This window comes from Bacillus sp. FSL R5-0593, assembly GCF_038603755.1.
GTDB classification, from domain to species: Bacteria; Bacillota; Bacilli; order Bacillales; family Bacillaceae; genus Bacillus; species Bacillus velezensis.
Window position 1 is genome coordinate 2191684 of record NZ_CP152011.1, and the last position, 15366, is coordinate 2207049.

The 15366-nt window shown below is 50.7% G+C and carries 2 protein-coding genes; both read right to left on the minus strand.

Features of this window, described 5'->3' with window-relative positions:
* Positions 1 to 2: 2 nt before the first annotated feature.
* Positions 3 to 7652: a non-ribosomal peptide synthetase gene (locus NYE36_RS10760; protein WP_199021980.1), complete on the minus strand. Its 7650-nt coding sequence runs from the start codon at positions 7650 to 7652 to the stop codon at positions 3 to 5.
* Between the two features lie 15 nt (positions 7653 to 7667).
* On the minus strand, positions 7668 to 15365 hold the full coding sequence (locus NYE36_RS10765; protein WP_265451431.1) for a non-ribosomal peptide synthetase: 7698 nt from the start codon (positions 15363 to 15365) through the stop codon (positions 7668 to 7670).
* Position 15366: the final 1 nt, after the last annotated feature.

Below are 15366 nucleotides of genomic sequence, written 5' to 3' on the forward strand. Positions count from 1 at the left end.
TTCTACAGTTCCTCGACAAAACTCGCTATGCTGTCCAAATCATCAGATGTTAACGTTTTGCTGCTAAAATCACTAACGGTTTTTTCTGCTTCCTCTTTGCCGGTGCAGTGCGCCATAATATCACGCAAATATTGCTGTAAAGTTTGCAGCAGCTGTTCCATCGTTTCTTTGCGGAAGCGGCTCGGCGGATAGCTCAAACTGAAGTGAAGTTTGTTTTGTGCGGCCATCGCGCTCATTTCCACCGCTTGTTCCCGCTGCCATGTCGGCGTGATGTCGTGCCCGCTTGCAAGACCGGACAGACTGAACGTGTGCTGATCTTCTGTATCATTGAATTGCCCTAAATAGTTAAAGCTGATTTCAGGCGCTTGTCTGAAGCGGATTGTTTTTTGTTCAGGCGGTGTCATGTATTTTAAAATGCCGTAGCCTATTCCTTTATCCGGTATTCTTCCGAGTGTGTCTTTGACCGTTTTTACCGCCGTTCCAAGCTCAGCGCCTGCTGTGTTCAAGTCAATGAGCACCGGATACATGGAGGTAAACCAGCCTACGGTGCGGCTGATGTCGAGCTCCGGCATGATGTGCTCTCTCCCGTGCCCTTCCATCGCGATGCGCAGTCTGCCGCCCCCTGTCCAGTCCCGTAAAGCCAAAGCTGCGGCAGTCAGAAGAATATCTTGCGTATCGGTATGGTAGGCCCGGTTGACCTGCTGAAGCAAAACGGACGTTTCTTCTTCTGTAAGCGTAAAGCTTACCGTTTGCCGAATGCTGTCGGCTCCCGTCTGATGCTGCGGTTTTTCATAAGGAAGTTCGGCGGCTGTTTCTTCTTCAATAAAACGCCAATATTCCTCTTCACGCATCAGCTTGCTGCTTTTTGCGTATTCTGAAAGCCTTTCAGCGTATTGCTTAAACGAATCGGTCTTTGGCGGAAGCTGGACCGGCTGACCTTTTACGGCTTGAGTGTAAGCGGCAGATAAATCCTCCAGCAAAATACGCCATGACACTCCGTCAACCGCCAGGTGATGTACGGTGATGAATAAATAATCTCCGGACCGGGTTTTGAACCAGCCGGCTTTTAATAACGGGCCTTTTTCAATATCCATCCGCTGTTGGAGCGCAGCCACTTCAGTTTCTATTTCTCTTTCCCAAGTATCTGTCCCAGACATATCCCAAATGTCCAAGGTGTACAGTTCGTCTTTTTGAATACCGTGATTGATTTGTCTGAAACTTTCGTTTTCTGCACTGACGGTGATCCGGAGTGCATCATGATGAATGACAAGATGCTCCAAGGCTTCTTTGAGCGGCTGTTTATGCAATGCGTCAGAGCTGAACATCATGACGGACTGATTGAAATGATTTCTGTTTTCCATCCGCTGTGATAAAAACCAGTGCTGAACGGGTGTCCAAGGTATGTCTCCTTCCACCGGCCGCTGATCGATGACTCTTTCCGCTTTACGAATAAGCGGCGCGAGTTCCTTAATGGACGGATGCCGGAACAGGTCGCTTGCCGTCATTTTCCACCCATAGCGTCCGAGCCGTGCGGAAACTTGCAGCGCTTTGATTGAATCGCCGCCCAACTCAAAAAATGAGTCCTCAATCCCGACTTGTTTTGTGCCGAGCACTTCCTGCCAGATCACGGAAAGCTGTTCTTCAAGCTCATTGCGGGGAGCTGTGTACGCGGTTTGAAGCGCGAGCTCCGGTTCGGGCAGATTTTTCCGATCCAATTTACCGTTCGGCGTAAGCGGCAGCTTCTCAAGTTCCATCATATAGGCCGGAACCATGTAATTCGGCAGTTGCTTAGACAGTGAAGAACGCACTTTTTCTGTATCCATGTCCGCCTGCAGACTCATATATGCGATCAGTTCTTTATTGCCGGACTGCCCGGTTCTGACTGACACGGCGGCTTCTTTCACGCCGTCCAGGCTCCTCAGTGCGGCTTCAATCTCTCCCAGCTCGACCCGATAACCGCGGATCTTCACTTGATCATCCATCCGCCCGGCATATTCGATCGTTCCGTCCGGCAGCCAGCGGGCTAAATCTCCGGTGCGGTACATCCGTTCTCCGGGAACAAAAGGATTAGGGACAAATTTTTCTTCCGTCAGCTCAGGGCGGCCGAAATATCCTCTTGCCACACCATCTCCGCCCGTGCATAATTCGCCGATGACGCCGATCGGCTGCGGTGTTCCCCTGCTGTTTATGATATAAGCAGTTGAATTTCCGACAGGGCGGCCGATCGGGATTGAATGATCGTATGATTGTTCAATCAAAAAGCAAGTCGAGAACGTCGTGTTTTCAGTCGGTCCGTATCCATTCCATATTGAAAGATGCGGCAGCGTTTTCCGAACCCGGTTTACATGACTTGGGGACAGTGCTTCCCCGCCAATAATCAATCGGGATAATCCGGAAAACACGTGTTCATTTTGTTCTGATAGATGATTGAACAAAGACGATGTCAGCCACAGTGTCGTAATGCCGTTTTGCTGTATAAATGTTTCCAAAACATCAGAGTCGAGATAGGTTTCCTGGTCACTTACATATAAAGAAGCGCCGTTTAAAAGCGGACCGAATATTTCAAATGTTGTAACGTCAAATCCTAATGATGAAGTAAACAACAGTCTATCTTCCGGCGTAAAATCAATATAATTGCTGTTTTTCACAAGGCGGATCACGCTTCGCTGTTCAATCATGACGCCTTTTGGCGCACCTGTTGATCCGGACGTATAAATCATGTAGGCCAACGATTCAGGTCCGCCGAGCGGTTCGGGATTTTCCGAACTCAAGCCGGCCTTTGTTTGAATATCCTCTATGAATAAACGTTTTCCTGAAAGCGGCAGACCGTCAAGTTTATCAGATTGGAGAAGAATATCAGCTTTACAGTCTTTAAGCATCCATTCAGCCCGTTCCCGCGGCACATCGTCACCAATAGGCAAGTAGGCGCCCCCCGCTTTTAATATTCCGAGGATTCCGGAAGCAAGCTCTGTTGTGCGGCCGGTTAATAATGCGACAACGCTTTCCGGACCGACGCCATTTGATCGGAGAGCCGCCGCTATTCTGTTAGCCCGTTCGTTCAGCTCACGGTATGTCAAGATTTGTCCATCATATACAACTGCCCGGGCATCGGGGGTTTCTTTTGCCTGCCGCTCAAATAAACGGCTGATGGTTTCGTGTCTTGGGTAATCGCTTTTCGTCTGATTAAACTGATAAATGACGCGATTTGTTTCAGCATTATCCAGTACGTGAATGTCACCAAGCGGTATCGCTTGGTTTTCAATTACTTTTGTAAGAATACGGGTAAAATAAGAAAGCCATTTTTCAATTGTCTGTTTTTGATAGATATCTGTATTGAATTCAAAATCAAAGCTGATGGAACCGTCAGACCCTTCTGACGCGTAAAGCGTGGCATCAAACTTTGCGGTTTTATGACTTGTATCCGCAGCTTGAGCCAAATGCAGCTTATTTAACACCAGGGATTCACGCTCCATATTTTGGAGCACAAACATAACGTCAAACAGCGGATTTCGGCTCATGTCCCGCTGCACACCGAGCCGTTCCACAAGCTCTTCAAACGGATAGTCCTGATGCTCATATGCCTCAAGCGCCGCCTGGCGGACTTCTGCCAAGTAATCGGTGAACCGTTTGTCTCCTTTCGGCTCCGTTCTGATGGCCAGCGTGTTGACGAACATGCCGAGAATCGGTTCTAGGTCTTTGTGCGGACGCCCGGCAATCGGCGAGCCGACGATGATGTCTTCCTGCCCGCTCAATCTCGCGAGTAACGTATTGTACGCGGCGAGAAGCACCATATACAAAGTGGAGCCGTGATCCCGGGCGATGCGGTGAAGGCCGGATGCCGTTTCAGCGTCAAGCGTGCACGATACGCTGCCGCCCGCAAAGCTTCTGACAGCCGGACGGGGCTTGTCAGCCGGAAGCTCAAGCACCGGAAGCTCTCCTTCAAGCCGCTTCAGCCAATACGCTTCCTGCTTCTGGTACCCTTCTTTCTCCTGAAACGACCGCTGCCAGACGGCATAGTCTTTATATTGAAGGCGCATCGGCGCAAGCGAACGGCCTGCGTACAGCTCGCCGAATTCTTTAATCAAGGTGTTGACGGACACACCGTCAGAAATAATATGATGCATATCCGTTAATAAAAGATGACGTTCGTCCGATTCTTTCACGAGAGCCGCACGGAAGAGCGGCGCTTCCTCCAGACAAAACGGCCGGACGAATGCGTCAGCTGACTCGGCCTCATCCAACTGAAACGGCACGCTGTCATGGATGCGCTGCACCGGTTCGCTGTCAGGCCCCGTTTCAAAGGACGTTCTGAGCGACTCATGCCGCTCCACAAGCTGCCGGAACGTCTCTTCCAGCCGGCCGCGGTCAAGCGGGCCCGTCAGTTCCAGCACAGCCGGCATATTGTAGCCGACACCGCCGTCTTCAAGCTGTTGGAGCACATACATCCGTTTCTGCGCCGAAGACACCGGATAGGTGTCCTGTGTTTGCGCAGGCTGAATCGCTTCATACGGGCTTTCTTCCAAGTCCTGAATAACCGAAGCGAGCTCTTCCACCGTCGGCTGGGCGAAGATGTCCTGTAACGGCACCTGAACACCGAACTCTTTGGCGATGCGGGAGACGAGAGCCGTCGCTTTTAACGAATGGCCGCCCCGCTCAAAAAAGTGATCCCGGATGCCGACGGGGCCGTTTTTCAGCACCTCTTCCCAAAGGGCGCAAAGCTTCATTTCCGTGACGTTCCGCGGGGCGGTGTACGCTTGTCTGTCTGCCGCTCCGCCGGGAGCCGGCAGCGCGCGGCGGTCAAGTTTTCCGCTCGGCGTGACCGGCCATTCGCTCATCTCTATAAACTGAGCCGGCATCATGTAAGCCGGAAGGCGTGTCGCAAGCTCCGCCCGCACGTCATCGCTTTCCCGTCCTTCGATATAGGCGTAAAGCGCGGTTTCGCCGTGTTCGGTCCGGGCGGTGACGGCCGCCTCACGAATGCCGTCGATGCGCCGGATCGTCGCTTCGATCTCTCCCGGTTCAATCCGGTAGCCGCGGACTTTCACCTGTCCGTCTGAACGTCCGAGCCATTCGACTAGGCCGTCTTCTGTCCAGCGTGCGATATCGCCCGTCTGATACATGCGTTCTCCCGGGTAAAACGGATCATTGAGAAAGCGCTCCTCCGTCAGCTCGGGCCGGTTCAGATAGCCCCGGGCCACCCCTGTCCCCGCGATGTACAGCTCTCCTGCCACGCCCGCAGGCTGGATGGTTCCTCCGCTATCTAATACATACAGACGGGCACCAGGAACGGGTTTTCCGATCGGAAGCCGCGTCCGTCCGCTGTCCCGTTTTCGGTCACAGGCGTAAAACGCCGCATCAACCGTCGCTTCCGTCGGCCCATAGCCGTGAATGAGCACGGTCTCCGGCAGAAGATCGGCAAACCGGGCAGCCGTAAGCGGTGAAAGAGCTTCGCCTCCGGCAAACACGCGTGTCAAGGTTCTGCCGAGGCGTGTTCTTGTTTCCGCAGGCTCTGTTTCCAGCGCGTCTAAAAAGCTGTTGACCATCGCCGGAATAAAATGCGCGGTCGTCACCTTTTCTGAGGCAAACGCTTCAATCATCCGCACAGGATCTTTCTCCCAGCCGGCAGGAAGCAGATACACGGAGGCGCCGGACATCGTCCACCAAAACAATTGCCAGATGGAAGCATCGAAAGAAAAGGATGATTTCAGCACGATAATATCCTCTTCCGTCAACGGGAACTGCCCTTGCATGCCGGATAAAAAGGCGGCGGCCTGACGGTGTTCAACAGCCACTCCCTTCGGTGTTCCCGTCGAACCGGACGTATAAATGATATAAGCGAGCGAATCGCTATCCGCTTCTTCAGAGACAGCCCCTGTCTCCGTCTCGCCTGTCAGAGCAGAAAGAGACACTTCAAGCGTCTCGCCGGAAAAACCGGAAACGGATAACCCCGGCTGTGCAAGCAGGAGACAAGCGCCGCAGTCATCGAGCATATAACGCAGCCTGTCCTCAGGATACTCCGGGTCAAGCGGCACGTAGGCGCCGCCCGCTTTTAACACGGCAAGCACTGAAACCACCATCTCCGGCGAGCGTTCAGCGAGCACGCCGACCATGCTTTCTTTGCGGACGCCTTTTTGTCGGAGCCGAACGGCGAGCCTGTCTGTGTACTGATCGAGCTCGGCGTACGTCAGCATGCCGCCCGGAAAACGGAGCGCCGGACGATGCGGCGAAAGCGCGGCACGTCGGGCAAACAGCCCGTGAAGCGTCGGAGCCGGCGGTTCAACCGTTTCTGTACGGTTAAACGCATCAAGCATATTTCTGGCTTCACACGCATCCAGCAATGCGATCTCGGAGGCGCTCATTTCAGGGTCGGAAATGACTGACTTCATCATATGCCGTAAAAATGTTTCAATATTCTTCATAAAAACACGATCGTATATACCGGTATCAAAGTTTAAGCGGATATAAAGAGAATTTCCCGGAATCACCTTTATGCTGCATCCGTAGTTTGTGACTTCCTCCATCGTGAAATCTTCTACCGCAAAATCAAATGAACCGGCCTGACTCACATTTTCAATTTCACGCTGGGCCGGCACATTTTCAAACACGATAATGTGGTCAAACAGCGCTTGTTTCAGAGGACTTTGCGCCTGAATGTCATACAGCGGATAATAGCTGTACGCTTCTGCTTGCAGCGTCTCCTGCTGCAAATGCCTGACGAGCTCCAGAAAAGAAAATGAACCGCTTTTCACCCGCACGGGAATCGTATTAATAAACAGGCCCACCATTTTTTCCACGCCTGCGAGATCCGACGGCCGGCCGGAAACGACAGAACCGAAAACGGCGTCATCACAGCGGCTGACACGCTGGAGCAAAATGCCCCACAGTGCCTGGAACACTGTATTCAGCGTTGCTCCCGCCCTTGCCGCAATGTTCTTCAGCTCATTTGTCTGCTCTTCAGAAATGGTGAAAACCGCCTGCTCAAGTTCGCCATTTGGTTCCGCGGATTTTTTCGGAAGAGACGCCGATTGCTCAAGATCGGCAAGTCTCGTTTTCCAAAAAATCTCGGCTTCTTTACGATCCTGCTTCATGAGCCATTTAATATACTTTCCATATGGCTGAACAGGCTCGAGAGACGGGAGCCGTCCGTCTCCGAGAGATTGATAGATCATCAGAAATTCCTTCATGACAATCCCGAAGCACCAGCCGTCCATGACGATATGATGATGGCTCCAGATACAAACATAGCGTTCAGGCGCTTTTTTCAAAATGGAGACTCTCATGAGAGGGTCTGATTGCAAATCAAAGCCTTTATCTTTATCTTCTTTTCTGAACCGGTCGGCATATTTGTCTTGCGCCTTCTCGTCCAAATGAGAAATATCATGAAACTGAACGCGGCTCGGCCTGTTTTTCAATACGACTTGGCGGGGCTTCGCCACATTCTTATGAATAAATGTCGTACGGAAAATATCGTATCGTTCAAAAACAGCATCTATACTTTTTTGGAATCGTTCCCGGTCAAGCTGTCCGTTGATCGTAAACACCGCTTGTTCGAAGTAGGCTCTTGAGTCATGATCCAACAGAGAATGAAAAAGCATGCCCTCCTGCATAAAAGATAAAGGATATATATCTTGTATTTCCGGTTGCTGCCCCATTGCGCCACTCCTTTTCTATAGTTTGTTGACGGCCCCCATAATGTCACTCAGATCTTCCAGCGTTAACTCCTCGTCACTGAAATCAGCGGCGCTCCATTCACGCTCCTCTTTGCCTGTGCAATGCGAGATGATCTGCTTGAGAAAGGCATGAAAATATCCCGTCAAAACTTCAATCGTTTCTTTTTGATACTGAAAACGGTTGTACACGACATACATGCTGAGACATTCCGACGATACGGAGCCGCTGATATCAAGTGTGTACGGACGTTCCCAGTCTGGGCTGACTTCATTTCCCGCTTTTACGGGAGAAACACCAAAGCCGCTTGAACGGATTTCACGGTCAAACTGTCCCAGATAGTTAAAACTGATTTCAGGAGAATCGGATTCCGTCTCTTCCCAGAGTTTGCTTATATATTTCAGCACTCCGTATCCCGCTCCTTTATGCGGAATGCGGCGCATCATGTCTTTTGTCCGCTTAATGTGATAGCCGAGCCGCTCGCCGTCATCAGCCTGATCTTGAAAACTTGCGTCAACCAATACCGGATAAATTGACGTAAACCAACCGATGGTTCTGCTGATATCAAGATGCTCCAAGTGCTCTTCCCTTCCGTGGCCTTCCATGCTGATTTTGAATGTCTCGTTTCCGGTCCATCTGTTCAGCGCAAGGCTTAACGCGGCAAGCAATAATTCACCCGTCTCTGTTGTGTATGCTCTGTTCGCTTCCGTTAACAGCTGCTCAGTCTCCTGTTTTGTCAATGTAACGGTCATCACATCTGTATCTTTCAGAAGATTGGAAGAGATGCGGGCATCTTTCGGAAGCGGTTCGACCGCCGCTTTTTCTCTTTCGGACCAGTAGTCTGCTTCCTGTAACAGCCGGCGGCTTTTTGCATAATCAGAAATTTGCTTCGCGTAAGTCTGATAGGAATCGGTTTTTGCCGGAAGCGCGGTTTCTTTTCCTTCGAGCGCCTGCCTGTAGCACGCGGTGAGATCTTCAAATAAAATCCGCCATGATACACCGTCAATGACAAGGTGATGAATGGAAAGCAGCAGATGATCGCCATCATTAGCGTGAAATAATCCGACAGCTACGAGCGGCCCCGTCTCCAGCCGAATGGAAGTTTGAATACGGGCGGCCGCCTGTTCAATTGCGGCGTGCTCCTCTTGTAATGACCCTTTCCCTCTCACGTCAAGCGTTTCAAACGTAAAGAGTTCTTCTTCAAAAAGGTTTTCCGCTCTGTTATATTGAATCACCGATCCGTTTTGCGTGCCGCATACCATCCGTAATGCGTCATGATGAACCGCAAGCTGTGCCAACGCTTTTCTCATAGCAGATTCATTGATTCTGTCCGCACTGCGGAGCATAACCGACTGATTAAAATGATCATGCGGCAATGATTGCGACAAGAACCAGTGCTGGATCGGCGTCAGCGGCACGTCTCCCGTGACGGGAGCCTGATCAATCACGCGGCGGACTTTCCGGAGCCGCATCGATACTTCTCCCAGTGTCTGATGCTCGAACAGCTCGCGGACGGTCGTTTCATAGCCCTGCTGTTTCAGCCTCGCACATACTTGCAGCGCTTTAATCGAATCCCCGCCGAGATGGAAGAAATGAGCATTGGGGCCGAGTCCTTCAACACCTAAGAGTTCTTCCCAGATGTCAGCCATCATTTCTTCAGTTTCATTTCTCAGGCTGATATCATCTCCAAGGCTATCATTTAATTCAGGCTGCGGGAGCGCCTTCTCGTCCAGCTTCCCATTCGCCGTCAAAGGCAGTTCATCAAGCTCTATCAAGCGGGCGGGAATCATATATTCCGGCAGAAAAGCTCTGAGAGAGGCCTGAATCTCTGCTTCTTTTATCTTTTCGTTCCCGTGTAAGACCGCGTATGCGTAAATGGAGTGCTGACCGTGCTGATCAGCACGAGTGATCACGGCGGCCTCTTTCACGGAGGAAAGCTCTTGCAGCGCTGATTTAATTTCTCCCAGCTCAATTCTGTGGCCTCTGACTTTTACTTGCGCATCTTTCCGCCCGACATATTCCAGCTCGCCATTTGAGAGCCTTTTGGCGATATCACCCGTCCGGTAGAGCCGCATGCCGGAAACATGCGGATTCGTGATGAAACGGGAGGCGGTTAAATCATCCCTGTTTACATATCCCCTCGCGACGCCTTCCCCGCCGATATAAAGCTCACCGGGAATTCCGATCGGCTGCGGATTCATATAGGCGTCCATAACAAAAGCATGAAGGGTTTCCAGCGGTCTGCCGATATTGCTTTTGTTTCTCTCAATATCATCCATATTCAGTTTTTTGCATGTGACGTGAACCGTGGTTTCCGTAATACCGTACATATTAACAAGCTCCGTTTCCGGGTACTTCTCTTTCCAGCTTTTCAGCATGCCGGGCTGAAGCGCTTCTCCGCCGAAAATGACATATCGAAGCTTCAGCTTGTCCGTATGCCCGGCCTCTTCATGAATGAGTCCGGAAAAAGCCGTCGGCGTTTGGTTCAGCACCGTTACGCCTTCACTTTGCAGCAGCTGCCGGTACAAATGCGGATCACGGGCTGTGTCTTTCGGCACGATAACTACCTTTCCGCCGTATAAGAGCGCGCCGAATATTTCCCAGACAGAAAAATCAAAGCAATAGGAATGGAACAGCGTCCAGACGTCTTCAGAGCCGAAATCAAACGGCAGTCCTTTATGTGTGATAAGGCTGATGACATTGCGGTGTTCCGTCATAACGCCTTTCGGTTTTCCGGTTGTGCCCGATGTATAAATCACGTAAGCCGGCTGTTCAGGCGTTATCATTTCTTTCGTTCTGTCTGCTGAAACGGATTCAGGCTTATCGATGTATAAAACCGGCAGCCCGTCCATTCCGGATATCCCAAGACCCGATTGCGTCAACAGAACACGCGCGCCGCTGTCAGTCAGCATAAATGAAATCCGCTCGTCCGGATAGTCAGGATCAATCGGCAGATAAGCTCCTCCCGCTTTTAAAATACCGAGAATCCCAATCAGCATATCCAGAGATCGTTCGGTCATAATTCCGACAATCTGTCCGGAGCGGATGCCGTTTTCCGACAGCATATCGGCGATTCGATCCGCCTTTTCATTGAGCTCGCGGTAGGTGAGACGCTCATCAGACATGACGGCTGCAATTTGATCCGGCATTTTTTCCGCCTGTGCTTCAAATAAACTGACAATCGTTTCATGCCTCGGATACTCCGCCGTTTGATTTTCCGCTTGAAGAAGCATCTGCCGCTCGTTTATGCCCAGCAAATGAATGTCAGACAGCTTCCGCTCATCATCCGATGCGATTTGTCCTAAAAGCTCTTTAAAATGACCAGCCCACCGTTCAATCGTATCTTTTTCAAACAACGCGGTACTGTATTCAAAATGAAAATCCAGTGAGCCATCCGGCCGTTCCTCGGCATGAAGCGTCAAGTCGAATTTTGAAATGTCATGCTTCACTGCATGTGAAGAAACGGATAAGCCCGGAAGGTTCACTTCGAAATCATCACTGTTTTGCAAAACGAGCATGGCATCAAACAGCGGATTGCGATTGACTTCCCGGTGTGTATCAAGCTTTTGGGCAAGTTCTTCAAACGGGAAGTCCTGATGTTCGGCCGCGCCGAGGGCGAGCATTTTCACCTCTTCTAAATAAGCGCGGAATGTCTTATCCCCTTTCGGCCTGCTTCTCATTGCCACGGTATTTACAAACATGCCGATGACCCCGTCAAGCTCAGCGCGGCTTCTGCCGGCCGCAGGTGAACCGACGACAATGTCTTCCTGCCCGCCCAATTTAGAAAGGAACAAGGAGTAGCTTGCCAAAAGAATCATATACAGTGTCGAACCCGTCTCATCCATGAGCCGGCGCAAGTTCTCCGCCGTTTCCTTTTGAAGGCGCGTTCGAACAACGGACCCGCTGAAATCAGGAAGCTGCGGGCGCTTTTTATCGAGCGGCAGATCAAGAACGGGAATGTTTTCCCCGATCGCATCCAGCCAATAACGCTCATGTCTTTTGAATTCTTCAGCGGCAAACCGCTCATGCTGCCAGACGGAAAAATCTTTGTACTGGAGTTTTAACGGCCGCAACTCTTTTCCTCTGTACAAATCCGTCAATTCTTGAATCAGAACGCTCATTGACACACCGTCTGCGATAAGATGATGCATATCAAGCAGCAGAAAATGACGTTCTTCAGTAACTTTGGCTAAAGTCACTCTCAAAAGCGGCGCTTTTTCCACGTCAAACGGTTTGACGAAAGTTTCCATCACCTCTTGAAGAAGGTTCCCGGATGGCATGTGAATCTCTGTGAGGTCAAGATCGACATGTGCATGTATGTGCTGCATCGGCTCCCCGTTTCGTAAAACAAATGATGTGCGTAACGCTTCATGCCTTTGTAACAGCGCTGAAAAGGCTTCGTGCAGCCGATCCCGGTTGAGTCTGCCGCTCAGTTCCAGACAAGCGGGCATATGATAGCCCGTACTGTCCGCTGCAAGCTGATGAAGGGCATAGAGCCTTTTTTGCGCAAAAGATAGCGGGTACAAGTCCTTTGCCACAGCAGGCGTGATTTCTGCATATTCTCCTCTTTTCCTCTGTTCAAGGAAGCGGGCCATGCTCTCGATGGTCGGATGTTCAAAAACATGGCGGACGGCAAGTTCAATTTGGAGCCGTTTATGTATGTTTGAAACAAGCGACGCGGCTTTCAGCGACTGTCCGCCGATTTGGAAGAAATCATCTCTCATACTGATATGTTCCCGTTTCAGCACTTCTTGCCAAATAGAAAGCAGCTCGGTCTCAAGCATTGTGCGCGGAGCTTGATAATCTCCGGTTCTCTCAGCTTCTTTCGGCTCAGGAAGTGCGGCCCGATCAAGTTTTCCGCTCACAGACAGCGGCATCTCCGTTAATTTGGTAAAGCTTCCCGGTATCATATAAGCAGGTAATCTCCCGGCCAATTCGGCATGAGGGTCAAATGTCACACCTGCGTTTTCCAGTACGACATAAGCTGCAAGCTCCTGTTCCCCGTCCGCCGTTTTGCGCACGGTGACTGCCGCCTCTTTTACCCCGGACAGACTTCTGAGTGCCGTTTCGATTTCTCCTAATTCAATTCTGTAACCTCTTACCTTGACCTGATCGTCAAAGCGTCCCATATATTCAATCGTTCCGTCCGGTAAAAATCGGGCTGCATCTCCCGTTCTGTACAGCCGTTCACCTTCACGAAACGGATGAGGGGTAAAGACTTTGTCCGTCAGCTCTTTTTGCTGAAAATATCCGTCCGCCAGACCTTTTCCGGAAATACACAGTTCACCGACGGCTCCGACCGGCTGCAGCCGATCTCCGTGCATCATATAGACAGAAGTGTTGGCAATCGGGCGCCCGATCGTAATCCGGCTGCTTTTTTGCAGGTTGCGCAGAATCGTCGTGGCCACACTGTTTTCCGTCGGGCCGTATTCATTCAGCAGCTCGGCATTCGGGCATATGCCGCGGCTCGCTTCCACGATATCAGGAGTGGCCGCTTCCCCGGCAAATGTCACCGCCCGAAGTGTCTCTGCATCTTTTTTCGTCAGCGAATCAAGCAGAACGCGATACAGAGACGGAACGATCAGAAGATGGCTCACTCCGTGGCGGGTGATTTTCTGTTTTATTGAAAGGACGTCTTTCGCATCATCTTCATCAGTTAACAATACACAGGCGCCCGACAGAAGCGGAGTGAAAAGACTCGTTAATGACCCGTCAAATACGTATGAAAAAAGATGAAGCGCTATGTCCCCTTCTGTCATCCCGTATTCTTCACGCCGCCATTGCAATGTATTGCTGATCGCTTTGTGTTGTACAAGCACCCCTTTCGGCCGGCCTGTCGTTCCGGAGGTGTAAATGACATACGCCCAATTTCTGCTGTCAGATACCGGCAGAAGCGGTGCGGTCTGCTGGGAAACCGTTTCCTCCATGATGACGACGCTGCCCTTGAAATGCGGCGGAATGAGGGGGAGCAGGTCCTTTTCGGTCACGAGCAGTGAGGCTTCACTGTCTCTCAGTAAAAATGAAATCCGTTCAGGCGGGAATTCCGCATCAATCGGCATATAGGCGCTGCCCGACTTCCAAATTCCGAGCAGAGCGGCAACCGTACTCATTGACCGGCGCAGCATAACAGCGGTGATCTGGTCGGGGCGTGCGCCTTTTTCCCTTAACGCATGCGCAATCTGATTCGCCCGCTGATTTAATTTCTTGTAGCTCCAGCTTACCCCGTTATATCTCAACGCCTCTTGGTCAGGCGTTTTTGCCGCCTGTTCTTCAAACAGCCCATGAACGGTTGTCTCAGGGTACGGACGGTTCGTTTCGTTAAACGAATGAATCAAGGCTTCTTCCTCCGGAGGCACGAGACTGATGCTTGATAAAAGCCTGTCCGGATCTTCCGTTACACAGGAGATGACCTCCAGAATATGCCCTTTGATCCGTTTCATGTCTTCCCGATCGTAGATGCCCGCATTGTAGCTGAATTTCACATAAAACTCTTCTCCCGGAACGATGACGACGTTAAGATCGTAATTGGTTTCTTCCGCCATCGAAAAGTTTTCAAGTGAGAGCGCACTGCTTTCCGTTTGCTTCCAGCCGTTTACCGCAGTCTGCATCTGAACCGGATAATTCTCAAAAACCAGGATGTGGTTCAATAGATCTTTTTGCAGGCCGCTTTCGTTTTGGATGTCATAAAGCGGATAATAGCTGTGCTCTTCCGCAGCGAGTGACTCTTTTTGCACCTTTTTGAGAAGAGAAGAAAAAGTCATATCCCCAGCCGCGCGCACCCTTACCGGCACGGTATTGATAAACAGTCCGGCCATTGATTCGATGCCGGCGATAGCTGACGGCCTGCCGGAAACAACTGAACCGAATACCGCATCTTCAGTGCCGTTGTAACGATGGAGAAGCAGTCCCCAAATGCTCGTAAATAAAGTATTCAGCGTGACCTCGGTGCTTCGGGCAATGTCTGTCAGCTTTTGCACGGTTTCAGACTCAAGGGAAAATTGAAAATGCTCAGATGCATAACCGTTTTGCGCCGGCTTATTCTTCGTTTGCGGAACGGAAACGACTTCTCCGTAATCTTCCAAGCAGCGCGACCAGAACGCTGACGTTTCTTCTTTATTCCGGCTTCGGAGCCATTTGATATAAGAGCTGTACGGAGCCGGACTGCCGAGGTTTACAGGCCGCCCGTTCCGGTTCGCATAATACATGCTGAAGAAATCTTTCAGCACAATGCCCAAGCTCCAGCCGTCCATCATAATGTGATGGTGAGTCCAAACGCATGTATGGCGGTTTTCTCCCGTTTGAAAAAGAGTCAGGCGCATTAAGGGGCCTTTTTGCAGATCAAAGCCCTTATTCCGGTCGGTTTCCTTGAATTCCTTCATGATGCTTTGCTGCCGTTCTTCCGAATAGTCTGAAATGTTCTCAGTCTGTACGGCTGTGTCACGGCGTGAAAGAACAACCTGCTGCGGTCCTTCAAGGTCAGGCACTTCTTTTATGAAAATCGTTCTGAAAATATCATAACGGCTGATAAGCATATCCAGACTTTTTTGGAATGTATCAATGCATAAATTCCCGCTGACTGTAAACGAAATCTGCTCGACATATGCGTTTGATCCGGAATCCAGAAGCGAATGAAACAGCATGCCTTCCTGCATATATGATAAAGGGTAAATATCTTGAATTTCTGTCGCTTGTGTCACG